The sequence below is a fragment of the Pedobacter sp. GW822-FHT03F06 genome, assembly GCF_058801365.1.
Genome location: NZ_JBXANE010000004.1, coordinates 145,767 through 169,328 on the forward strand (window position 1 = coordinate 145,767; position 23,562 = coordinate 169,328).

The 23,562-nt window shown below is 38.3% G+C and carries 19 protein-coding genes and 2 riboswitches; of the genes, 17 read left to right on the forward strand and 2 right to left on the reverse strand.

What is annotated here, in order from left to right; genetic code table 11:
• The first annotated feature begins 50 nt into the window (after positions 1 to 50).
• The 5 genes from gatB (at position 51) to AC1RJ8_RS08330 (ending at position 6,248) form a co-directional block, all read left to right on the forward strand.
• Positions 51 to 1,514, forward strand: coding sequence for an Asp-tRNA(Asn)/Glu-tRNA(Gln) amidotransferase subunit GatB (gene gatB, locus AC1RJ8_RS08310; RefSeq protein ID WP_492953532.1), 1,464 nt, complete (start codon positions 51 to 53; stop codon positions 1,512 to 1,514).
• Complete coding sequence (locus AC1RJ8_RS08315) at positions 1,514 to 2,626, forward strand: redoxin domain-containing protein (RefSeq protein WP_492953531.1); 1,113 nt, start codon at positions 1,514 to 1,516, stop codon at positions 2,624 to 2,626. Before gatB ends, AC1RJ8_RS08315 begins: the two co-directional genes overlap by 1 nt.
• 103 nt (positions 2,627 to 2,729) lie before the next feature.
• Positions 2,730 to 3,419 carry a response regulator transcription factor gene (locus tag AC1RJ8_RS08320; RefSeq protein WP_029274338.1) on the forward strand — a complete coding sequence of 230 codons (690 nt, stop codon included), beginning with the start codon at positions 2,730 to 2,732 and terminating at the stop codon, positions 3,417 to 3,419.
• 241 nt (positions 3,420 to 3,660) lie between these two features.
• Positions 3,661 to 4,383: an RluA family pseudouridine synthase gene (locus AC1RJ8_RS08325; RefSeq protein WP_492953530.1), complete on the forward strand. Its 723-nt coding sequence runs from the start codon at positions 3,661 to 3,663 to the stop codon at positions 4,381 to 4,383.
• 74 nt (positions 4,384 to 4,457) lie between these two features.
• A complete protein-coding gene (locus AC1RJ8_RS08330) occupies positions 4,458 to 6,248 on the forward strand; it encodes a chloride channel protein (protein ID WP_492953529.1) in 1,791 nt (596 codons plus the stop codon).
• 212 nt (positions 6,249 to 6,460) lie between these two features.
• Here AC1RJ8_RS08330 and AC1RJ8_RS08335 read toward each other — a convergent pair whose 3' ends face one another.
• Together AC1RJ8_RS08335 and AC1RJ8_RS08340 are read right to left on the reverse strand one after the other, a co-directional pair.
• Entirely contained in the window at positions 6,461 to 7,864 is a 1,404-nt protein-coding gene (locus AC1RJ8_RS08335) for a sigma-54-dependent transcriptional regulator (protein ID WP_492953528.1), read from the reverse strand.
• A 106-nt stretch (positions 7,865 to 7,970) separates the two neighbouring features.
• Positions 7,971 to 9,218 carry a serine hydrolase gene (locus AC1RJ8_RS08340; protein ID WP_492953527.1) on the reverse strand — a complete coding sequence of 416 codons (1,248 nt, stop codon included), beginning with the start codon at positions 9,216 to 9,218 and terminating at the stop codon, positions 7,971 to 7,973.
• A gap of 83 nt (positions 9,219 to 9,301) precedes the next feature.
• A riboswitch (cobalamin riboswitch) is annotated at positions 9,302 to 9,497 on the forward strand.
• Positions 9,498 to 9,592: 95 nt separating this feature from the next.
• Here AC1RJ8_RS08340 and AC1RJ8_RS08345 point away from each other — a divergent pair.
• The 12 genes from AC1RJ8_RS08345 (at position 9,593) to AC1RJ8_RS08400 (ending at position 23,382) form a co-directional block, all read left to right on the forward strand.
• On the forward strand, positions 9,593 to 11,629 hold the full coding sequence (locus tag AC1RJ8_RS08345) for a TonB-dependent receptor plug domain-containing protein (protein WP_492953526.1): 2,037 nt from the start codon (positions 9,593 to 9,595) through the stop codon (positions 11,627 to 11,629).
• The gene (locus AC1RJ8_RS08350; RefSeq protein ID WP_492953525.1) at positions 11,626 to 12,759 is read left to right on the forward strand and encodes a YncE family protein; all 1,134 of its coding nucleotides are present in this window, start codon (positions 11,626 to 11,628) and stop codon (positions 12,757 to 12,759) included. The genes AC1RJ8_RS08345 and AC1RJ8_RS08350 overlap by 4 nt, the downstream gene beginning before the upstream one ends.
• A gap of 9 nt (positions 12,760 to 12,768) precedes the next feature.
• Entirely contained in the window at positions 12,769 to 13,884 is a 1,116-nt protein-coding gene (locus tag AC1RJ8_RS08355) for a DUF5074 domain-containing protein (protein WP_492953524.1), read from the forward strand.
• Between the two features lie 51 nt (positions 13,885 to 13,935).
• Positions 13,936 to 15,072, forward strand: a complete 1,137-nt coding sequence (locus AC1RJ8_RS08360; protein ID WP_492953523.1) for a PKD domain-containing protein — start codon at positions 13,936 to 13,938, stop codon at positions 15,070 to 15,072.
• 4 nt (positions 15,073 to 15,076) lie between these two features.
• Positions 15,077 to 16,012: a PKD domain-containing protein gene (locus AC1RJ8_RS08365; RefSeq protein ID WP_492953522.1), complete on the forward strand. Its 936-nt coding sequence runs from the start codon at positions 15,077 to 15,079 to the stop codon at positions 16,010 to 16,012.
• Between the two features lie 6 nt (positions 16,013 to 16,018).
• Positions 16,019 to 17,122 carry a DUF5074 domain-containing protein gene (locus AC1RJ8_RS08370; protein ID WP_492953521.1) on the forward strand — a complete coding sequence of 368 codons (1,104 nt, stop codon included), beginning with the start codon at positions 16,019 to 16,021 and terminating at the stop codon, positions 17,120 to 17,122.
• Positions 17,123 to 17,395: 273 nt separating this feature from the next.
• Positions 17,396 to 17,587, forward strand: a riboswitch (cobalamin riboswitch).
• A gap of 97 nt (positions 17,588 to 17,684) precedes the next feature.
• A complete protein-coding gene (locus AC1RJ8_RS08375; protein ID WP_492953520.1) occupies positions 17,685 to 19,550 on the forward strand; it encodes a TonB-dependent receptor plug domain-containing protein in 1,866 nt (621 codons plus the stop codon).
• Positions 19,551 to 19,589: 39 nt separating this feature from the next.
• Complete coding sequence (locus AC1RJ8_RS08380) at positions 19,590 to 20,177, forward strand: DUF6580 family putative transport protein (RefSeq protein WP_492953519.1); 588 nt, start codon at positions 19,590 to 19,592, stop codon at positions 20,175 to 20,177.
• A 227-nt stretch (positions 20,178 to 20,404) separates the two neighbouring features.
• Positions 20,405 to 21,346 carry an ABC transporter substrate-binding protein gene (locus AC1RJ8_RS08385; protein WP_492953518.1) on the forward strand — a complete coding sequence of 314 codons (942 nt, stop codon included), beginning with the start codon at positions 20,405 to 20,407 and terminating at the stop codon, positions 21,344 to 21,346.
• An 8-nt stretch (positions 21,347 to 21,354) separates the two neighbouring features.
• Positions 21,355 to 22,041 (forward strand): SIR2 family NAD-dependent protein deacylase, encoded by a 687-nt coding sequence (locus AC1RJ8_RS08390; RefSeq protein WP_492953517.1) that lies wholly within the window; start codon positions 21,355 to 21,357, stop codon positions 22,039 to 22,041.
• Positions 22,031 to 22,756 (forward strand): Dph6-related ATP pyrophosphatase, encoded by a 726-nt coding sequence (locus tag AC1RJ8_RS08395; protein ID WP_492953516.1) that lies wholly within the window; start codon positions 22,031 to 22,033, stop codon positions 22,754 to 22,756. Before AC1RJ8_RS08390 ends, AC1RJ8_RS08395 begins: the two co-directional genes overlap by 11 nt.
• Positions 22,757 to 22,887: 131 nt before the next feature.
• Complete coding sequence (locus tag AC1RJ8_RS08400; protein WP_492953515.1) at positions 22,888 to 23,382, forward strand: YMGG-like glycine zipper-containing protein; 495 nt, start codon at positions 22,888 to 22,890, stop codon at positions 23,380 to 23,382.
• Positions 23,383 to 23,562 lie beyond the last annotated feature (180 nt).

The following is a 23,562-nucleotide window of genomic DNA, read 5'->3' on the forward strand; positions in this document are numbered from 1 at the left end:
CCCAGATTAAATCTGTGGTTAATAAAACTTATAACAACACGAAGCTTTAAATGCCTTTACAAGAAACAAGCCCCCAAACTGCTTTCGAACTCGTTTCAGGACTAGAAATCCACGTTCAGTTAAATACCAACACTAAAATATTTTCTGCTGATAGTGCATCTTTCGGGGCTTTACCCAATCAAAATATATCTACGGTTTCGCTGGCATTACCTGGAGCCTTACCGAAGTTAAACAAAGAAGTAGTTGCAAAAGCCATCCGTATTGGCCTGGCTTTAAACTGTACCATTAACCAGACCAACCATTTTGATCGGAAAAATTATTTCTATGCCGACTTACCAAAAGGATACCAGATTACGCAGGATAATCAACCCATCTGTGTAAATGGTTTTCTGGAGCTTCAACTGGCTGATGGTTCTACGAAGAAAATCGGAATCAATCGCATTCACCTGGAAGAAGATGCTGGAAAAAGCATTCATGATCAGGACGACAACTATTCGTTGGTTGATTTGAACCGTGCGGGTGTACCTTTAATTGAGATTGTAACCGAACCAGATATTCGCAGTTCGGAAGAAGCTTCTGTTTTACTCAGTGAAATCAGAAAGCTGGTGAGGCACTTAAATGTAAGCGACGGCAATATGGAAGAGGGCAGTCTGCGTTGCGATGCCAATATTTCTATCCGTCCGCAGGGCACCACCGAATTTGGAACACGTTGTGAAGTAAAAAACCTAAACTCGATGCGTAACGTACGTAGAGCAATGGATTTCGAATTTGGCCGTCAGGTAGAAGTGATGAGTAATGGAGGAAGAATTATTCAGAGCACACTGAATTTTGATGCCGATAAAGGAACTACCTCACCGATGCGTACTAAAGAAGAAGCGAATGATTATCGTTATTTTTCAGATCCCGATCTGCAACCCATTTATATTTCTGATGATTGGTTAGCTGAGATTAAATCTTTAATGCCGGCTTTACCAAATGAAATTTCGCAGCAGATGGTTGCTGACTTTGGGATCAGTAAAGCTGATGCAGCACTTTTTGCGGAAGATTTAGACCTGTTAAACTACTTTAACCAGGCTCAATCAGCTGTTCACAATAAAAAAAGCTTAATTAATTGGTTAATTGGCCCAATTAGAGCGGTTTTAAACGAAAAAGGGATTACGATATCTGATTTCAAGGTTAATCCCGCACAGTTAGCAGAAGCAATTAACCTGGTTGACGATAAAAAAATCACTCAGCAAATTGCCATTCAACAATTATTACCTGCTGTTGAATTACAGGAAAATGCAAAAGTTACCGATCTGGCACAATCATTAAACTTATTGATCTCTGAAAACGGAGACGAATTAAGTAGTTTTATTGATGAAGTGTTAAATAAATACCCACAACAGGTAGAAGCGTACAAGAAAGGCAAAAAGGGCGTTTTAGGTTTGTTTGTTGGCGATGTAATGAAATTAGCCAAAGGAAAAGCTGATGCTAAAAAATTAAATGAATTAATACTTGAAAAACTGAAATAATGAGACTAAAACAATTGAGCCTGATCATGCTGATCGCGATTGCCTTCACTGCATGTAAACCCAAAGATAGCTTTACAATTGATGGAACTTTCCAAAACCCGGGTACGGAGAAGAAAGTATTTTTATATGGGATGCAAAATAGCAATATGGTTGCAATCGACTCGACCAATCTATCAGAAAAAGGTGAGTTTAAATTCATCCGTAAAACCCCTTCTGTTGATTTCTTTAGGGTATCGGTAGGTAACCATGAGTTTATGTTAATTGCAAAAAATGGCGACGACATTAAATTAGAAGCTGATTTGGCCGACAAAACAATGGCTTATAAAATTTCTGGGGCGAATGAGGTAGAAAAATTATCAGAACTAAATACCATTAGAAACAATTTTGCCAAACAGGTGGAAAAACTACAGACCGATTTCGAAGCGAAAGTAGCAACACAGCCTCAAAACAGGGCGGCCGTGCTGGAATCGATGAAACCTCAGTACGAATCGTACATCAATCAATTAAACACGCAGATCATAAAATTTGCTAAAGACAACAAAGGTACGCTTGCCAGTTTCTATGCCATGAATACTTTGAGTCCACAGGAGTTTGAAGCCGAACTGGTACAATTTGCAGATGAAGTGAAAGAAGAAATTAAAGGCAATGCTACGGTTGATACTTTTGTAAAACAGATGGCACTTTTAAAAGCAGTTCAGGTGGGACAGGTTGCTCCAGCATTCACCATTAATACAGCAGATGACAAACCTGTAAATTTATCAGACTATAAAGGAAAATACGTACTGATCGATTTTTGGGCATCGTGGTGCCAGCCTTGCCGTCAGGAGAATCCGAACGTGGTTAAGGTGTACAATAAATATAAAAATAAGAACTTTGATATCATCGGTATTTCGCTAGATACCGACAAGGCAGCATGGTTAGGCGCAGTGAAAGCAGATGGATTAACCTGGACACACGTTTCGGAATTAAAAGATTTTAACGGAGCAACGGTAAAAAAATACCAGGTGCAAGCTATCCCAACTTCTTACTTAGTTGATCCCTCTGGAAAAATAATCGCTAAAAACCTGCGTGGCGATCAATTAGAGGCATTTTTAGCCAAAACGTTACTTTAAAACAAATTCCATGTTAAACTAATTTAAGTAATTAACAATTTCTTAACTTAGGCTTAACTAAATATTGCATCATAGACACTACTTTCGTAACAAATATTTAACTATGAACAACGCAGGTCAGAAAATATTAATTGTTGATGATGAACCAGATATTCTGGAGCTTATTGAATATAACCTTAAAAAAGAGGGTTATCAGGTTTTCACAGCTACCAATGGCCAAGAAGGAATTACTGTTGCGAAAAAGGTACATCCAGATTTAATCATCCTGGACATTATGATGCCTAAAATGGATGGGATTGAGGCTTGCCGTTTAATGCGTGCAATACCTGAATTCAAGAATACATTTATGGTTTTCTTAACCGCCAGAAGTGAAGAGTATTCTGAAATTGCAGGTTTTAATGTAGGCGCTGATGATTATATCGCAAAACCAATTAAACCGCGTGCTTTAGTTAGCCGCATTAATGCAATTTTAAGACGAAATACAGGAACAGAAGAAGTCTCTGAAAACAAATTGGAAATTGGCGATTTAGTAATCGACCGTGAAGCTTATTTGGTTTTTCAAGGCGGTAACAAAGTGGTATTGGCGAAAAAAGAATTTGAGCTTTTATATTTACTGGCATCAAAACCGGGAAAAGTTTATACCCGCGAATCGATCCTTAAAAATATCTGGGAAGATTCAGTAGTAGTAACAAACAGAACCATTGATGTTCACATCCGTAAACTAAGGGAAAAATTAGGCGAAACATATGTATCAACCGTAAAAGGAGTAGGTTATAAGTTTGAGCTTTCTTAAGTAATAATTATAAAAGCTAAAGTTATTAAGCCGCTCTGATCAACATCGGAGCGGCTTTTTTGGACTTAAAATTTTCAATTAGATCCTGAAACAAGTTCAGGAGGACGATACGCGTAAAGAATTCGTCATGCTGAATTCATTTCAGCATCTTTCCAGAATGTGGTCCTGAAATAAATTCAGGGTGACGCCCGCCTTAAAAAAATAAAATCGTATTTTTGCGGTTCATTAATTGCAGCACAGTTTGAAGTTTCCAAATTTTAAAGACCTTATTCTTTTCGAAGACAACGATTTTATTGTTATCAATAAACCTCCATTTTTAGCCTCGCTCGATGAACGCGGTGGATCTGGAGAAACCAATGTATTACGCCTGGCCAAACAGTATAGCGATGATGCACAGGTTTGTCACCGCTTGGATAAAGAAACTTCTGGTGCGCTAATCATCGCAAAAAATCCTGAAGGTTACCGCCACGCTTCTATGCAGTTCGAAAGAAGGAAAGTAAATAAAACCTATCATGCCGTAGTGGACGGGCACGTTATTTTCGATCAGTTAACAGTTGATCTTCCAATCTTGAACGATGGCAATAAAAACGTAACCATTGATAGGGCAGAAGGGAAAAGAGCTGAAACTATTTTCGATTCGTTAAAGTACTACAAACATTATACACTGGTTGAATGCAAGCCAATAACAGGTAGAATGCACCAGATCCGTATCCACTTAGCAACACAAAGGGCAGCCATTGTTGGTGATGATATGTATAAAGGGAAACCAGTTTTTCTTTCATCAATTAAGAGAGGTTATAAATTAACCAAAGGCGAAGAGGAGCAGCCCATTATGAAACGTTTTGCATTACATGCCAGGCATTTGGTTTTTAAAGCTTTAGATGACAAAGATATTGTGATCGATGCACCTTATCCAAAAGATTTTGCAACCTTAATTAAGTTATTGGATAAATTTGATGCATAAAACAGCCCTTTAAATTGGCTCGTTTCGTTGTTTTTGTTACTTTTGGCCTTCGCCCTCTATTAAAAAACAATAGAATGTACATCAGATTTGTAAATTACCTTGATAAGATTAACCAATATCGAAAATCTAAAATATCAAACCGTAATTTCTTAATTATCCTTGCCGTAATTGTCGGGGTTTTAGCGGGACTCGCAGCTGCCGTTTTAAAAAGTTTGACCCACCACATCGAAGAATTTCTTCAATCAGACTGGCACTGGAAATATAAATACTACCTGTACTTTATATTTCCGATGATCGGTATTTTCTTAACGGTTTTGTACATCAAATACTTTATCCGTAAAACGAAATTCGAAACGGGCTTAACCCCTTTACTTTATGCCATTTCGAAAAAATCAAGCAAGGTAGAAGCACATAATATTTATTCACAGATTATTACCGCAGCCGTTACGGTAGGTTTTGGTGGTTCAACAGGTTTGGAAGCACCAATCGTTACCAGTGGATCGGCAATAGGCTCAAATCTTGGTCGTTTACTCGGTTTATCTTATCGCGAAATTACCATGTTGGTGGCCTGTGGCGCAGCAGCAGGTATTGCAGGAGCATTTAATAGCCCTGTGGCTGGGATTGTTTTCGCTATTGAAATTTTATTGCCAGAGTTTACCATTCCTGCGTTTATCCCGCTTTTGTTATCGGCTGCAACAGCTGCAGTAGTAGCAAGATTATTCTACACACAGCAACTTTTCTTTTTGGTTACAGAAGGATGGAAAGTGAACGCATTGTTTTATTATGTAATACTGGCTTGTTTTATCGGCTTATTCTCCATTTATTTTACCAAAGCAAATTATGCCGTAAAAGGACTATTCTATAAAATAAAACATCCTTATACCAAAGTTATTGTTGGTGGTTTAATGCTTGGCGTTTTGGTTTTTCTATTCCCAACACTTTACGGCGAAGGTTACATCACAATAAAGGGCTTACTAAAAGGAGATTACCAGGCGGTAATCAATAATAGTATTTTCGCCGATTACAATACCATTCCGGCTTTAGTAGTACTGTTTACAGTGGTAACCATTTTTATGAAATCGATAGCTACTTTGGTTACCTTGGGCGCAGGTGGTAATGGTGGAACGTTTGCACCCAGTTTAATTATGGGCGGACTAATCGGGTTTATATTTGCCTATGTGGTAAATCTATCCGGTTTGGCGCAGTTAAACGTATCTAATTTTATTGTGGCCGGTATGGCAGCTGCTTTAGGATCGATTATGCATGCTCCCTTAACCGGTATTTTCCTAATTGCAGAAATTACGGGTGGATATATTTTAATGGTTCCGTTGATGATTACCACTGCAATTTCTTACGCCATTAACCGCAGCTCGCAAAAACATTCTATTTATACTAAAGCACTTGCCGATAAGGGTGAGTTATTATCTCATGAGGATAAGGATACAACTGTTTTAAACCAGATGAAACTGAAATATCTGATCGAGAAAACTTATCCTCAATTATATATGAACGATCTGATTTCGGTTAAGATGACCGAGATTATGCATTCGCATAAAAACATTTGCGCTGTAACAGACGAACTGGGCGATTTCAAGGGCATCATTTACATAGAAGAACTATTTAATGAGATGATCAATCACCCTGATAAGGAAAATTTGCAAGCCTCTTATTTGGTACAACCTGCACCGAACGCCATTACAGAAAATGATGATCTGAAAATCGTATTGGAGAAAATGGAGCAAGATAATGTGTGGATTTTACCTGTATTAACGGCTCAGAACCAATATTTGGGGTTCGTTTCCAAAACAGCAATTTTTAATAAATACCGGGCATTGCTGATGAGGCAAAATGATTACATGGGATAACTCTAAATTCTCCAAGATCGTCATTTCGACCGTAGTGTTCCAAAGGAACTCCTTTGGAGGAGAATTTTTTGTCTGGATATTACTCATAGATCTCTCCATTCCGTTGCACTTCAGTCGAGATGACGATTTGTCTATATGTATAAATAAAAAAGTTGGAATGTTCTCGGACAACCTTAAAACATTCCAACCTCAAAACTTTTAAACTTAATCAGTTACTCAGCTCTTTTTAAGCCGAATTTCTCAATTTTACTGTACAAATGACTTCTCTGGATATCAATCTCATCCGCTGTTTTTGATACGTTCCAATTGTTTTTCTCCAGCTTGAATTTGATAAATTCGCGCTCTGCATGATCTTTATAATCCTGAAAATTATTGAACGAATCGAAAGAAGAAGCTAAGGCTGATCCTCCTGCACCTGCAATCTGTGCACTGGTTGCAGCACCAATGTTTGTACCGCCGCCTGGATTAGCAAAGGCACGTACATCATTTTCGGTAATTACCTTATCGCTCAAAATAATCAAACGCTCAATCATATTATGTAGCTCACGCACGTTACCTGTCCAGGGCAAAGCTTGTAAAGCAGCCATACCGCCATCATTTATTTTCTTAACCGGCATCCCATAATCGCTGCAGATATTCTCTAAAAAGTTCTGGGCAATAACAGGAATATCATCGGTACGTTCCGTTAAATGTGGAACATGGATATTGATTACATTTAACCGGTGGTACAAATCCATACGGAAGTTACCATCTTCGATTTCTTTCAATAAATCTTTATTGGTTGCCGCTAAAACACGAACATTTACTTCAATTTCCTTTTCACCACCTACACGCGAAATTTTATGCTCTTGTAGGGCACGTAAAACCTTTGCCTGGGCAGAAAGGCTCATATCGCCAATCTCATCTAAAAATAAAGTACCGCCATTAGCCAGTTCAAATTTACCGATGCGTTGTTTAACAGCAGAGGTAAATGAACCTTTCTCGTGACCAAACAACTCGCTCTCAATCAGTTCTGATGGAATAGCCGCACAATTCACTTCGATTAAAGGGCTATCTGCGCGGTTCGATTTTTCATGTAACCACCTAGCTACCAACTCCTTACCACTACCATTTGCACCAGTAATTAATACACGTGCTTCGGTAGGAGCCACACGTTCTATGGTTTCTTTAATTTTAGAAATGCTTTCCGATTCGCCTAAAATTTCACGGGTTTTACTCGCTTTACGTTTTAAAACCTTGGTTTCAGTAACTAAATTTCCACGGTCTAAACCATTACGGACCGTAATTAATAACCGGTTTAAATCTGGTGGTTTCGAAATAAAATCGAAAGCTCCTTTTTTACTGGCTTCAATGGCCGTTTCAACTGTTCCATGACCAGATATCATAATGAATGGCAAATCGGGTTTAATGATCTGTGCCTGCTCGAGCACTTCCATACCATCCATCTTATTCATCTTGATATCGCAAAGTACCAGGTCGAAATTTCCTTTTTTGATCATTTCGAGGCCATCGATACCGTTATCGATATCTTCAACATCGTAATTTTCGTACTCCAGAATTTCGCGTAGGGTACTCCTTATCGCGCGCTCATCGTCAATTATTAATAATTTAGCCATTAGAGATGTATTCTTTTATTTGAAATGCGAATATATTATTTTTTAATTAATGTATAGTTTTTTATACAATTAATACGCTATAAACCTAAAAAGATGGGAAAGGTTTTTAATAAGCATAATCCATTTTGAACTTACTTAAATCGGGCTTCTGTTTTTTAGTTCTTTTTAATTCCAATTCGTAAATGGTTCTGCCCAGATTTTTCATAAAAGGGAAACAAACCGTTTCGTACTCGTATTTATTGTCGTTGAAGATACCATCCTCATTGCTCTGCACAACTGCGGTTAAGAAATATTCAATTCCGTTTTTAAAATCAACAAAATAAGAGTTATCGATAATGAAGCCGTAACTATCGCCATATTTATTGAAAATGCGGATATTTGGATCTGGCGTTACCTGTTCTCTACCATAATACAACATCTTGGCATAGGTTGGCCAAAACGCTTTCGGATCGTATTTAGGAAAATCACTTTCCGTTGGGTACTTGCTCATATAAGTATAAATGAGTTTATAATCCGCTTTGTTAAGGTTAAATCTTTCTTTAGCCGGAAAAGCCTCAGGAAAAATCAATTTCTGCATGAGTTTCTGTTGATCATTAATGGCGAAGGCATTTTTCCCCGCTAAACTGAAAGGTTTGTTTACCAGCTTGTCGGTGCTATCCATGTATCCGGTACCCATTACCAGGTTGCTTAATTTCAATTCATACGCTTTTGGGTCGTACTGCGCCGGTTGATCATACACCAATTGTTCACCATTGTAAAATTTGATGGGATTGGTATGTTTCGCAGATTCTCCTGCGTCGCCAATGGCCAGACGGTTTAAAATACGGCTATCGTATAATCCGTTCGCTTTCAGTTTTTCATTAATTTCGGCACGACCAATAAACTCGAATAAACGGTTAAAGGCATCATTATCACTGGTAAGCAAAATCTTTTTAACGTAATGTTCTATTGATGGAAGCCCATTTTTAGCACTTGTATCTGTCAAAACCTTCGTTTGTCCTTTATAGGCACTATCTGTAATCATAGCACTTTTAATTGTTAAACCTGTATTTTTCAACCGGTTTACTTTCTCTAAAGCAAAAATGACTGCAGCAAGTTTAACCGTACTTGCAGGATAAAAATAATGATGCGGATCGAGATTGTAACTAAAGGTTTTAAATGTAGGTTTATTCTTCGCATCTCGGTTAACCTGTGTATAAAGAATCTGGATCTGGTTTTGATCAGGATGATTGAGTACCGCAGAAAAAAGTTCTGGCCTGGTTTCCATCAGTTTCTTCAGAAAAACAGTATCGGTTTTTTGCGCCATAACAGATAGGCTTATTAATGAAAAAGCAACAATTAATATTCTTTTCATAAGTGAAAATTTGATTCCTAATTTAGTCTTTTCTGTTAAAATCACCATTTTCCATCATCCATTTTACATGTTGTTTAATTTTGCTAGTTTTGCAGCGCTTTTGGTTTCCGGCTTTACACCCGGAATTAAAAGGGAATACAGTGTAAATCTGTAACTGTCCCGCAGCTGTAAGCTCCTTAACGGATTTCCAATCAATCTGCCACTGTTCCGACTCGTCGGGATGGGAAGGCCGGAAACCCGGGAGTAAGTCAGAAGACCTGCCTTAGCATTATATTTCATAGCTTTCGGGGATTGAAGCTAAGGGGTGATGTACTTACGTATTCGTATTTCATTTCTTTTCCATCTGTTGGCTGTGGGTTAAACTCACAATCAAAATGACAAGTAAACATTCTGCCTATGCGGGCACAATGCAGTTTTTTCTATATTCTTCCATTTTATGGACAGGATTTCTATTGCCTTTAAATGCCAGGGCACAAACTGACAGCACCAAAAAAGCAACGCAACTGAAAGAAGTTCAGATTAGAGAATACCGCTTAACGGAGCAAAGTAAATCGCCTACTCCGGTACAAATCCTATCTGCCGAAGACCTTAAAAGAATCAATAGCTTATCTATTGCCGATGCCATCCGCTATCTTTCAGGTGTGCAGTTGAAAGATTACGGCGGAATAGGTGGGATGAAAACGGTGAATGTACGCAGTTTGGGTACCAATCACAGCGCAGTTTTTCTGGATGGAATCCAGATTGGCAACGCTCAGAATGGTCAGGTTGATCTAGGTAAATTTTCATTGAACAATCTCGAAGAAATTTCTCTCTACAGTGGCCAAAAGCCCGAATTATTGATTCCGGCGAGAGGTTATTCGGCCGCAAGCAGCATTTATCTCAAAACCAAAGATGCCGATTTCGAAAAAAAACAAAATCAAAAAATAGAACTGGCTTTAAAAAGCGGATCCTTCGGTCTGATCAATCCTGCTCTCGTTTATCAATATAAGATTAATGAAAAGCTAAAGGCGAGTATCAATACCGAATATATACATGCCGATGGTAGATATAAATTCAGGTATACCAATGGTGTTTTCGATACCACTGCAGTAAGAAATAATGGGGATGTAGAGCGCTTTCGTCTACAGGCTGCATTGTTTGGTAAGTTTAGAAATGGGAAATGGCACGCGCAGGCCTATTCATTTTTATCAGATAGGGGATTACCAGGTGCAATTGTAGCCAACAGGTTCGATTTTAAGCAAAGAATATGGGATCGCGATTTCTTTGTTCAGGGGAGCGCAGAGAAAAGTTTTTCTAACAAATTCACCATTATGGTAAACGGTAAATATGCTTATATATATCAACGTTACCTCGATCCCGATTATGTAACTACAGCAGGTTTTTTAGATAACCGGTTTAAAGAGCAGGAGGCTTACCTATCGATTGCTGCAAAATATAAAATCAATTCGGTTTGGGAGGCCGCTTATGCATCTGACTATACCTTCCAGACTTTGGATGCCAATATTTACAGGTTTCCTTATCCAAATCGAAATACTTTTTTAAATGTTTTAAGCTCATCTATAACCTTTGAGAAGCTTAATATCCACGCAAACCTGCTCAGCACAACCGTAGTCGATCGGGTAAAACTTTATTCCTCATCGGGTAACAAGCAGGTTTTTAGTCCAACCGTTATGCTCTCATGGAAAGTGTTAAAGGATCGGGATATCAGAATCCGTGCATTTTATAAGGATATATTCAGGATGCCCACCTTTAACGATCTATACTATACTTTCATCGGCAATACCCTGTTAAATCCCGAGTACACTAAACAGTATGATTTTGGTGTAACCTATTTCAAAAGCTTCAAAAACCAGAAGATAAAGTTTATCGATATCCAATCGGATGTTTATTACAACCGCGTAAAAGATAAAATTGTAGCACAACCTGGTGCCAACCTATACCGTTGGATAATGTACAACATTGGTCTGGTTGATATACGTGGTTTAGAGCTTAATGCAAAAACAGCATTCGAACCACTTAATGATTTCATGCTCAACATAGGCATCAATTATACTTACCAGCAAGCTGTGGATGTGACTTCAAAACTCGAAGAGACTTATAAAGATCAAATTCCTTACATCCCTGAAAACAGCGGTTCTTTTTTAGCCCGCTTAGATTACCATAATTGGCATGCCAACTACGGCTTTATTTACACCGGATTCCGTTACAACCAAAAAGCAAACAACATTTACAATTACATGGAGCCATGGTACACCCACGACGCAGCAATTGGTTATGAGTTTAAATTAAAAAAAGGAAGTGTAAACATCAATGGCGAGGTAAATAACCTGCTTAACCAATACTATGATATTATTCCAAACTTCCCAATGCCGGGCAGAAACTACAGATTAACCTTAACCTATAAATTATGAGGCATTTAAAGTTTCCGATATATATTTTGGCCTTTCTTATGGTGATTATCAGCGCCTGCAGAAAAGATCCGCAGCCTTTACCCTCCGAAATTACGAAGGTAGAGCCAGAGCCAACATCAGTCATTAAAGGTTTTTATCTGGTGAATGAAGGCAATATGAACATGAATAAAGCTTCGCTTGATTATATGGACCTCGTAAACGGTATTTACACCCGTAACCTGTACAATCAGGTTAATCCGGAAGTAACCAAAGGTTTGGGCGATGTGGGGAATGATATTGGCCGATATGGCAGCAAACTTTATGTGGTGGTTAACATATCGAACAAGGTTGAGGTACTGAACATTAAAACCGGTAAAAAAATCGGCCAGATTAACATCACCAACTGCCGTTACATCACGTTCAGTAATGGAAAAGCCTATGTAAGTGCCTATTTAGGTAAAGTTGGCGATCCGAAGGCCCCCAATGGGATAGTGGCTGAAATTGATACCACAGCACTAAGGGTAAATCGTACTATTGAAGTGGGCAGGCAACCAGAAGAAATGGCCATTATGGGCACCAAACTTTATGTGGCCAATTCTGGAGGATATAGTCCACCAGATTACGAACACACTGTTTCGGTAATCGATCTTCCCAGTTTTACTGAAATTAAAAGGATTGAAGTTGCTATTAATCTCAGCCGTATAAAGGCCGACCGTTATGGCGATCTGTATGTCACTTCAAGAGGGGATTATTATACCGTTGCCTCTAAACTTTTTGTAATCGATACCCAAACCGACCAGATTAAAAAGGTATTCAATATTGCGGCCAGCAACCTCGTGATAGATGATGATTACGCCTACATCTACAGCACCGAATGGAATTACATCGAAGGCAAGAACAGGATTACTTACAACATGATCAATACGAAAGATGAAACCGTGATGGATCGCAAATTCATCAGTGATGGCACTGAAAAAGACATTAAAATTCCTTACGGAATTGCGGTTAACCCCATTAGTAAGGACGTTTACGTAACCGATGCCAAAGATTATGTTAGCCCAGGCAAATTACACTGTTATAGCCCCGAAGGGCGATTAAAATGGTCGGTTACTACCGGCGATATCCCCGCACACATTGCATTTACAAATTAAATATAAACCATGAGCAAATTTTACAAAAAACACATTTTAATTATCCTCGCCGCAACGGCCGTTTCTATTTCAGCCTGTAAAAAGGATAGAACAGAGATAGTGGAAAAAAAACAGATCATTACAGATACCAAAGGCATTTATATACTCTGCGAAGGGTTAATGGGTAACGGCAACAGTGCCATTTCTTACTATGATATTGCGACAAAAGCAACAGTAGCCGATTATTACAAACAGGTAAATGGCACATCGCTCGGCGAAACCGCAAACGATTTACAGCAATATGGCAGTAAGATGTACTGTGTTGTAGCAGGCATACAAGGCACCAAACAATCTTTTCTGGATATTATCGATATCAAAACCTGCAAATCGCTAAAAAGGATTTCATTCAATTCAGCGACTGATGGTTATATACCAAGGTTTGTTGCCTTTTATAAAAACAAAGCTTATGTATCGCGTTATGATGGTAAAGTGAGCCGTATCGATACCGCAACAATGGCAATTGATGGTGAAATAATGCTTTCAGAGGGACTTGAACAATTGGCAATAGCTAATGGAAAGCTATATGTGTGCAATTCATCACATCCTTTTTATCAAAATGGAGCTAAAAACAAAGTATCGGTAATTGATCTCGCAACCTTTACTAAAACTAAAGACATTACCGTAAACAATAACCCGGTAAGAATACAAACTGCAGATAACGGTGATTTATTTGTGGTGTGCTGGAACGATTATATCATCAATAACGACCCCTCAGTCGATAGAATTAATAGTGTCAGCGATACCAAAACAGGTTCGTACAGTTATGATCTGGGCATAATTGCCATTAATGGTTCAACTGCTTATGTAGCTAAAGATATTTACTCCAACCCTGAAATTAAATCGTTTAATACCGTAACTGGTGCCATTGGTGCAAATTTAATTACAAGTGGTCAGAACATAAATATACCGTACGGATTAACTATAAATCCATTCAATAAAGAAGTGATCGTTGCAGATGCTAACAGTTATGGCAGCACCACAGGATCAGCATACTGTATTGGAACAGATGGAAAAGTAAAATTCAGTTTTGAGACTGGCGCATTGCCACAACATGCTGTATTCAATTACAATTATAAATACGAATAAAAAGCACATTAACAATTACACATAGAATAAACACGATTACAAAACACATAAATGAAAACAAGTTACCTCATATTAATGCTTGGTGTTGCTACACTGGCATATAGCTGTAAAAAAAATAATGAAGCCGTTCCTGATGTTAACCTCTTTATTAAAGGAGAAACGATGACCGGACAAGTGAATACCAAAACTGCCTTTGCAGCTGGAACAAATAATGGAAAAGGCTTTACTCACCAATGGAAACTTGATGGCACAGTAGTAAGCAGTACCTATAACTACGACTTTACTCCATTAAAAGCTGGCACTTATGTAATTGAATATACTGCAAGTAACAGCGCAGGATCATTTTCGCATAAATACACGGTAAGAGTTCCGGTTCCTGTGGTAGAAATCACCCCAAACAGTACAAAATTTATCACTACTGTTTTTGAATATTTACCTGCACCTGGCCAGTTTATCAACGAAGGTTTAGGAAGCCTAGCAGGTGCACAAAAAATTATTGGCGATGTAAGTAAAACCAGTATGGTTACCCTTGGCGGTTTTGGGGGGTATGTGATTTTTGGATTCGATCACTCGGTAGTAAACAATACAGGTGCCGATCTCGCCATTTATGGTAATCCGATCGGTGGTACAACTCCTTTTGCTGAACCAGGGATCGTAATGGTGAGTCAGGATGCGAATGGAAACGGTAAACCAGATGATGAATGGTATGAGCTCGCCGGCAGCGAATACAACAACCCACTTACGGTTAAAAACTACGAAATTACCTACATCAACCCGAAAGGTTTTGCCAATGTAAGCTGGACAGACAATCAAGGCGGCAGCGGAACCTACGATGTAAACAATTTTCACAAACACAATTTCTACCCTGAATTTGCCCCTAACCAGGAAAAATTAACATTAAAAGGCACCTTGCTTCCATCCACCTGGGGCAAAAACGGCAGCATTTTCATTAACAGTGCATTTGCATGGGGTTATACCGATAGTTGGTCGATAGCAGATGATTATGCCACTAAAAGATACAACAGTTTAGATCTTGATTGGGCCGTTGATCAAACCGGGAAGAAAATCGTATTGCAAACCATCGATTTCGTAAAAGTTTATACCGGGCAAAGAGAAAAAGGAAATACACTCCTTGGAGAAGTTTCAACCGAAGTTAAAGGCGCAGTAGATCTGGGCATTAATAAATAAGCTGATGAAAATAAAATCAATAGTAAGCTTAGCACTTTTATCTGCTGTACTTCTTTCCTGTAAGAAGGAAAATGCAGTTGATAAAGATGGGGAAGGAGATAAACCTACGGTTAACCAATCGCCATACCTCAATAAAATATATGAATTTAAGCAAGCTCCAGGGCAATTTACCAACGACCTTGTTAAAACTGATATCCTAATTGGCAACGCAGGTAATGGCCTGGTTTCACTGGGAGGTTTTGGCGGTTATATTATATTCGGCTTCGATCACAGTATAACCAATGCAACTGGAGCAGACCTTGGTATTTACGGCAATCCGCTTATCGGTGTTGGCATGGAATTTTCAGAGCCAGGCATTGTATGTGTAATGCAAGATCTGAATAAAAACGGTTTGCCAGATGATGTTTGGTATGAACTTGCCGGAAGTGAATATAACGATCAGGCTACCATCAAGAATTACAAAATCACCTATTACAAACCATCGAAATTAACTGATGATATCCGCTGGACGGACAATCAGGGAGAAGAGGGCCTTGTACTAAAAAATCAATTTCACACGCAAGATTATTTCCCTTCATGGGCTACTACAAATGAAATTTCCTTTACCGGAACCTTGGTCAAAAATACACTCACCCCAGGAGAAATCATTACCAATAAACCGTTGGACTTTGGTTACGCCGACAATGGATCGAGCGAATATGCAAGCCTACAGGAACAATTTGGCAGAGGATACAACACCTTCGATATCGATTGGGCTGTTGATGCCACAGGTAAAAAAGTAACCTTAAGCAGCATCGACTTTGTAAAGGTTTACACAGGCCAAAACAGTAACGGTAATCCCTTTAGTCCAGATAATGATAACAACCGTTCGCGCTACATCGGTGAGATTTCTACAGAATTCGGTGGAGCGGTAGATCTTAAACTTTTAAAAAATAAATAATACCCTATGAAACAATTCAACTTTAAGCCATTATTTGTAACTGCAGCTCTTTTAATAACAGGTCTTTATTCTTGTAAAAAAGACAATGTAGAAGATATACAGACCAATCCGGTAGCAGGGAAATATGAAAATGGTTTCTTCGTAATCGGCGAGGGATCTTACGGACAGAGCGCAGGTGCAGTAAGCTTTTACCGTTATGGCGATGATACCCTTTCGATCAGGGCATACGAAAAGGAAAACCCAGGGAAAATATTATCGAATACACCCAAAACCAGCACCTTACAATTTGCGTCGATAATTAACGGTAGCATTTATTTGATGAGCAAAATAAACGGGCCCATTGTAAAAATAAACGAGCAAACTTTAAAAGAAGAGGCCAGATATATACAAGAAGCCAGCAACTGGAGAAGTATTATCCAGGTTGATGGGAGCAGAGGCTTGGTGAGTGCAAATGACGGCGTATATCAGATAGACTTAAATACACTTACCGTTCAAAATAAACTAACAACTGTTGGTGCTGTAAATACAGGCGATATGTTGAAAAAAGGAGATAACGTTTATTTGTTGCAGAGTAATGGAGCAAAAATCATCTCGTCGAGCAATTACTCATTGGTTAAAAGTTTCTCGAACATTAACCGTGGATTCGCACAAACACCAAATGGCAAAGTTTGGGCTTCAACAGGTAGCCGTTTAATCGCAATCGACAATAATTTAGATACTGCAGGTATTGCCTTAACAATAGCTTTAGGATCTTTCGGTCTTGATGCGCCAACGCGTATTACCGCGTCAACCAAAGAAAATGCAGTTTTTTATCACGCTGGAAAATCAATTTATAAATATATTGATGGTGATAAAACATCCTTATCGCAACCATTTATCAATATTACCGAAGATCCTTTTATGGTATACGGTGCTATCCGTTACGATCGGAATAAAGATTATATCGTAGTTAACGGAATCCAGGGTTATGGTGCAGCTTCTACTGTAAATTATCTACTCATCTATAATGCATCAACTGGTGCTTTGGTTAAAAAAATCAAATACGGTGGTGATGGAGTAACAACTGATTTTAGTAAAATCTATTTCCCTGATTTAGCCATATTTCATTAAAATATCATTCAGTAATTACCTCTCGAAGTTAAAGGTCTGCCAGTGGTGCAGGCCTTTTTTTATGGTTTCGCTAGCCTTAAAGCTAAACCTGTTGTAAAATTGATTAGGTATCAGGAAGTATTAGCTACACATTTACCTCGCATTTTGTTCGGGTATTATTGTCACAACCCTGTCTTAAGTCCGAACCAACCCCGAACCAACTCCGTTTTAACCATATGCCATTAAGATGCTAAACTGTTTCTAATCGGTCTCCTTTCTCTCCGCTCTTTTTACTACATTTGCGCTGCTTTTGGTTCCTGATGTAAAATTGGGATTAAAAGGGAATACAGTGTAAATCTGTAACTGTCCCGCAGCTGTAAGCTCTATAACGTTTTTCAATCCATAAGTCACTGTTCCGCTTATCCGGTACGGGAAGACAGAAAAACGGGAGTAAGTCAGAAGACCTGCCTTTAGCATTTAATTTCATAGCTTTCGGGGATTGAAGCTAGGATTGAGATACTTAACGTTTTTCGTATTTTCATTTCCTTTTCTATCTGTTGGCTGTGGGCAAAACCACAATCAAATGAACAAAAAAAGAATGCTAACTGTAGCCAGTCTGGGGCTAGCACAGTTAATGATTAGCCAAGTGGCTAATGCTCAAACTCAAGACAGTTTGCAGCTTAAAGATGTTGTAATTTCTGCAACAAAAAACGATCAAAAACAATCACAAACAGGTAAAGTGGTAACCATTATCAGCCGCGAAGTATTAGAACGCAGCAACGGTAAGTCATTGCCTGATTTATTGAACGAGCAAGCTGGTATCGTTATCAGTGGGGGATATAGTAATCAGGGCAAGGACAAAAGTATATTTACAAGGGGCGCACTTGGTGGCTACACCCTGGTTCTTATTGATGGTATCGTACAGAACGATCCCGCAAGTATTAGCGGAACATTCGATTTACGTCTGTTTTCAATCGATCAGATTGATCATATCGAAATCCTAAAAGGTGGGCAGTCTACCATTTACGGATCTGATGCCGTTGCAGGAGTAATCAATATCATCACTAAAAAGGGTGGACCTAAAGGAAATACCATTTACGGTGTAGCCAGTGCCGGAAGCTTCGAAACTTACAAAGGAACGATCGGCTTAAATGGTGGCGTGGAAGGTTTTTCATACAACATCAATTATACCCATTTGAAAACCGACGGAATTTCTGAAGCCGCTGTACCACAAGGAAGTGCAGCTATATTTGATAAAGATGGTTTTAAAACTGATGGTTTAAACGCAAATTTCGGGATCAAACTCGACAAAAATTTCTCAGTTAATCCGTTTTTACGTTATTTCTATGGCGATTATAAAATAGATCAAGATGGATTTACCGATGGTTTACCTAACAATAATTCTATTTTAAAACAGTTTAGTGCAGGCTTTAACGCTGAATATAAATTCAATACCGGTAAAATAACGCTAAATTATAGCCACCAAAGCAACTCGAACGACGTAAAGTCTAGTTATGCAGGTTTTCCAAGTAATTTTTTAAACTTCGGAAAGCTTAATGTGGTTGATCTATTCTACAACCAGAAACTTGGAAATAAATTAGATTTATTGGTAGGTATCGACGATAGAAAAATGAAGTTGATTACCGACACCAAAAACCCAACAACCAATATCTTCGCCGCTTACGGATCATTGTTTTTACATGATTTAAGCATTTTTAACCTCGAAGTAGGCGGACGTTACAACAAACACGATCAATATGGCGAGAACTATACTTATTCGATTACCCCAAGCATTAACATCATTAAAGAAGTAAAATTATTTGGAACAGTATCTACAGCTTTCAAAGTTCCTACATTGAATATGTTGTTCGGTCAGTACGGCGCCAATCTGGATTTGAAACCTGAAAAATCTCAAAATTATGAAGCCGGTGTAAACTTAAACATTGCTGATGAAGCCTTTACTTTACGTGTTACAGGTTTCAAACGCGATTTAACTGACGCCATTGTTTATACCACAGGTTACATTAATCAGGGTAACCAAAAATATAAGGGTTTTGAGGTTGAGCCAGCTGCAAAATTTAGTGTTTTCAATATCAATGGTTACTATGCTTTTGTAGAAGGAAATACAGGAACAACCAATTTTTTAATCCGCAGACCAAAACACACCTTCGGCATTAATGCAGGTGCGCAGGCAACTGGCAATTTATATACAAGTGTCAACTTCCGTTATTTTGGCAAACGTTTCGATACCAATTTTATATCTTATTTAAATGAAGAGATGCCATCATACTACTTGTTAAATGCATACGTAGAATATGCTTTGGCTAAAAAACGTGTGAAATTATTTTTTGATGCCAAAAATATCCTGAACAAAAAATACACTGAAATTATTGGCTACAATACACCTGGCTTCAACTTTAATACAGGCGTAAGTTTTAATATCCGCTAATAAAAATTTAACTTTGCTTAAATATTAACCAGAAATAGCATGTCTCATTTAAAATTTAATCCACGTACTTTAATTTTGTTGTTAATGATATTGGCAATAACGGCTTTACGTTTGCTGGTAACATTTAACTCAGATGAATTAAAGTTTGCCAATTTTTCATCAATAGGAGCGGTAGCTTTATTTGGAGGCGCTTATTTTAAAGATCATCTTAAAGCATTTGCTTTTCCGCTATTAAGTTTATTTTTAAGTGATTTAGTACTTTACACAACCATCTATAAACAGTATGTAGATATGTTTTTAGTTCAGGAACTTTGGACATACCTTGCAATTGCATTAATGGTTTTAGCCGGTCGTTTCTTATTAAAAAAGGTAAATATTGCCAGCTTATTCCTATCTACAATCGTAATTGTATTTATTCATTGGATAGTAAGTGATATCGGTTCATGGTATAAGAACCCACTGTATACACAAAACTTAAATGGTTTTATAGATTGTTTAATTAAGGCTATTCCGTTCGAAATCAGATTTTTAGAAGGAACAATGATTTATGGTGCTTTGCTTTTTGGAGCTTTCGAAATTTTAAAAGCAAAATACCCGGTATTAAAACTGCAAACACAAGAGTTGTAGCAATATCCATTGTTTGGTATAATACCAATCAAGTGAAAACAACATAGAAATCCTCTTTTGATTCGATTCAAAAGAGGATTTTTTTTAACTTAGGGCTTACGTCAGGCTGTCCCGAATGTTCGGGATCAGTATCTACTAAGATGATATGACTTTAAGGATATCTGACGTTAAGAATAGATCCTGATCCCGATGTAAAATCGGGACAGGATGACGCATAAAATATAGATATGAAAGTTGTTTCCTTTTTACCTGCCGCTACAAAAATGATTTACGATATGGGCCTGCAGGAATACTTGCATGGTGTAACATTCGAATGCCCTAAAGAGGCCACAGACCAGCCCAAAGTTGTACGTTGCATACTAGAAGGCAAAAACTATTCGAGTATCGAAATAGACCGGATCTTTTCGGCATCCAAAGCACAGGGCAAAAGTTTGTATTGGGTAGATGATGCACTGCTGGAAAGTATCGCACCTGATGTGGTTTTCACGCAGGATATATGCGAAGTTTGCAATATCGACACCGTTTGTACCGAAACAGCCGTAATGAAGCTTAGCAAAAAGCCAACACTGGTGCCTTTATCGCCAAATAACTTACAGGATGTTTTCGAATGTGCCATTACCATTGCCAGGGCTTTAGGAAAGGAAGAAGTGGCTTTAAATTATCTTGCAGGCCTGCAAAAGAAAACAGATCATATTTTAGACCAGCTTAGGGCAAACCGTGCACCACTAAAAAGGATTATGTTAATGGAGTGGATCGAACCGATCTACAACTGCGGACACTGGATTCCTTTTCAGATTGCAGCAGCCGGTGGCGTTGATATGTTGTCTAATCCTGCCGGCGACTCTATTGTGACCCAGTGGGATAAAATCCTGAAATATAACCCAGAGGTTTTGGTCATTGCACCATGTGGTTTTGATATGAAAAGAAGCATGGAAGAAATGGAGCTGTTAACTTCAAAACCAGGCTGGAACAATCTTGAAGCTGTAAAAAACAATCAGGTTTATATTGCCGATTTTGATATGTTTACCCAACCGAGCGTAGGTACACTGGTTGAAGGCATAGAAGCTTTAGCCTGTATGTTCCACCCGGAGATATTTATGGCAGACGAAAACATAGCCAAAAAATTCATCAACCACAGTCAATCTCTGAAATCATTTAAATCTGTGTAATCATATATATGAAATTAGTTGTTTTAACAGGAGCAGGGATCAGTGCCGAAAGTGGCTTAAAAACATTTAGGGATTCTGATGGATTATGGGAAGGATATAATGTCTATGATGTAGCCACCCCAGAAGCCTGGGAGCGAAATCCTGAATTGGTGCAAGAATTTTATAATGAAAGAAGAAGACAGGTTTTAGCTGCAAAACCCAATCTGGCTCACCAGATACTGGCTGACTTGGAAAAAGACTTCGAGGTTGAGATTATTACCCAAAACATTGATGATTTACATGAAAGGGCAGGTTCTACCAAAGTTACCCATCTTCACGGTGTAATTACCAAGTCTCAATCAGATAGAAAAGCAGATTTAACTTATCCCATCATTGGTTCAGAAATCAAAATGGGCGAGCTTTGCGAATTAGGTTCTCAACTTCGTCCACATGTAGTTTGGTTTGGCGAAGCTGTACCCATGATCGAGGTAGCTGCTAAACTTTGCAAACAGGCCGATTTGTTTGTCCTTATCGGAACTTCATTGGCCGTTTATCCTGCAGCAGGCTTAATCGATTTTGTGCCTTCCTTTGTCGACAAATACATTATCGATCCAAAAACACCCGATGTAAAACGTTATAAAAATGTAATCAGCATTGAGAAAAATGCGGTAGAAGGCATTACAGAATTAAAAGAAATCTTAGCCAATGCCAGATAAAAAGCTTTGCATTTTTAATTGGAGTGGTGGTAAAGACAGTACACTGGCCTTACACTATGCCCTACAAGATCCTACTATCGAAATCCGTTACCTGATTACTACAGTGACCGAAAAATACAACCGTGTTTCGATGCATGGCGTTAGAGAAGCTTTATTAATTAAACAAGCTGATAGTATTGGTATTCCACTGTATCAGATCCGTTTGAGCGAAATGCCTGATATGGAAACCTACGACAGTACCATGAAGCATCATCTTTCAAAATTTAAAGAAGAGGGTATTACGCATTCTATTTTTGGTGATATCTTTTTAGAAGACTTACGTACTTATCGCGAAAACAAATTAGCAGAAATTGGGCTTAAGGCTATTTTCCCACTTTGGAAAAAAGATACAAAACATTTAATTGAAGAATTCCTAAACCTGAACTATAAAACCATCATTGTTTGCACACAGCAAAATCTCGAAAATTTTTGTGGAAAAGTAATCAGCCTTGATTTATTCAGGCAACTTCCTCCTGATATTGATCCTTGCGGAGAAAATGGAGAGTTCCATACTTTTGCATTTGAAGGACCAATTTTCAAGAATACAATCACTTTCACCATCGGAGAGAAGGTATTCAGAACTTATAATGCTCCAAGTAAAACCACAACAGATGACGATTCACCTTGTTCATCCACAGCACTTTCCGGCTTCTGGTATATAGATTTATTGGAATAATTTTTCTTTTCAAAACATTTTGGCATCATTTTTTCTTTAGTATTGGTAATTAACTAAATCACACAACATATTGAAACCTGTTTAGCGAGGTTAGGTAGCTAAACAAGCGTCATATTAAAAAATTAAGAGTTATGAAAAAGATATTTGTAGTAATCGCATTAAGTACTTCAGTTTTATTTGCTTGTAATAATAAGGCAAAAGAAGAAGCAGCATTAAAACAACAACAGGCCGAAAAACAATTGGCCATTAAAGCAGTTAAAGATAGTTTAAGATTAGATAGCTTTAAAAAAGCCGAAGTGGCCAAAGCAGAACAGGAAAAAGAAGCTAAACACCAGGCAGAATTAGCTGCAGCTAGAAGAGCAAGCTCATCTAGATCTTATGCAAGCTCAGGTGGTGGTTCTAGCAGTGCTTACGGTGGCACACAACCAACAGCTAAGAAAAAAGGTTGGAGCGATGCAGCTAAAGGCGCAGTTATTGGTGGTGCAGCAGGAGCAGTTGGTGGTGCTTTAATTGATAAGAAAAAAGGTAGAGGTGCTATCATCGGTGGATTGGTTGGAGCTGGTGGCGGTTATTTAATCGGTAGAGGTGAAGACAGAAAATCTGGCCGTGTGCAGCCTAAAAACTAAGAAAGGTTTTTAAAGATATACAAAGTCTCGATTTACATCGGGACTTTTTTTTTTGTTTTACCTGTCCCGGGTCGTCATGCTGACCTGTAGCGCAGCGGAAAGCTACGGAGTAAATTTATTTCAGCATCCTTCTAATCATTAAATACATTCAAGAAAAATTGTATATACCATATAAAATTC

What these genes read in the sequence shown, in the direction of transcription:
- gatB (WP_492953532.1), top strand. Translation starts at nt 51, where the DNA reads ATGCCTTTACAAGAAACAAGCCCCCAAACTGCTTTCGAACTCGTTTCA.
- AC1RJ8_RS08315 (WP_492953531.1), top strand. Translation starts at nt 1,514, where the DNA reads ATGAGACTAAAACAATTGAGCCTGATCATGCTGATCGCGATTGCCTTC.
- AC1RJ8_RS08320 (WP_029274338.1), top strand. Translation starts at nt 2,730, where the DNA reads ATGAACAACGCAGGTCAGAAAATATTAATTGTTGATGATGAACCAGAT.
- AC1RJ8_RS08330 (WP_492953529.1), top strand. Translation starts at nt 4,458, where the DNA reads ATGTACATCAGATTTGTAAATTACCTTGATAAGATTAACCAATATCGA.
- AC1RJ8_RS08335 (WP_492953528.1), bottom strand. Translation starts at nt 7,864, where the DNA reads ATGGCTAAATTATTAATAATTGACGATGAGCGCGCGATAAGGAGTACC.
- AC1RJ8_RS08340 (WP_492953527.1), bottom strand. Translation starts at nt 9,218, where the DNA reads ATGAAAAGAATATTAATTGTTGCTTTTTCATTAATAAGCCTATCTGTT.
- AC1RJ8_RS08345 (WP_492953526.1), top strand. Translation starts at nt 9,593, where the DNA reads ATGACAAGTAAACATTCTGCCTATGCGGGCACAATGCAGTTTTTTCTA.
- AC1RJ8_RS08350 (WP_492953525.1), top strand. Translation starts at nt 11,626, where the DNA reads ATGAGGCATTTAAAGTTTCCGATATATATTTTGGCCTTTCTTATGGTG.
- AC1RJ8_RS08355 (WP_492953524.1), top strand. Translation starts at nt 12,769, where the DNA reads ATGAGCAAATTTTACAAAAAACACATTTTAATTATCCTCGCCGCAACG.
- AC1RJ8_RS08360 (WP_492953523.1), top strand. Translation starts at nt 13,936, where the DNA reads ATGAAAACAAGTTACCTCATATTAATGCTTGGTGTTGCTACACTGGCA.
- AC1RJ8_RS08365 (WP_492953522.1), top strand. Translation starts at nt 15,077, where the DNA reads ATGAAAATAAAATCAATAGTAAGCTTAGCACTTTTATCTGCTGTACTT.
- AC1RJ8_RS08370 (WP_492953521.1), top strand. Translation starts at nt 16,019, where the DNA reads ATGAAACAATTCAACTTTAAGCCATTATTTGTAACTGCAGCTCTTTTA.
- AC1RJ8_RS08375 (WP_492953520.1), top strand. Translation starts at nt 17,685, where the DNA reads ATGAACAAAAAAAGAATGCTAACTGTAGCCAGTCTGGGGCTAGCACAG.
- AC1RJ8_RS08380 (WP_492953519.1), top strand. Translation starts at nt 19,590, where the DNA reads ATGTCTCATTTAAAATTTAATCCACGTACTTTAATTTTGTTGTTAATG.
- AC1RJ8_RS08385 (WP_492953518.1), top strand. Translation starts at nt 20,405, where the DNA reads ATGAAAGTTGTTTCCTTTTTACCTGCCGCTACAAAAATGATTTACGAT.
- AC1RJ8_RS08390 (WP_492953517.1), top strand. Translation starts at nt 21,355, where the DNA reads ATGAAATTAGTTGTTTTAACAGGAGCAGGGATCAGTGCCGAAAGTGGC.
- AC1RJ8_RS08395 (WP_492953516.1), top strand. Translation starts at nt 22,031, where the DNA reads ATGCCAGATAAAAAGCTTTGCATTTTTAATTGGAGTGGTGGTAAAGAC.
- AC1RJ8_RS08400 (WP_492953515.1), top strand. Translation starts at nt 22,888, where the DNA reads ATGAAAAAGATATTTGTAGTAATCGCATTAAGTACTTCAGTTTTATTT.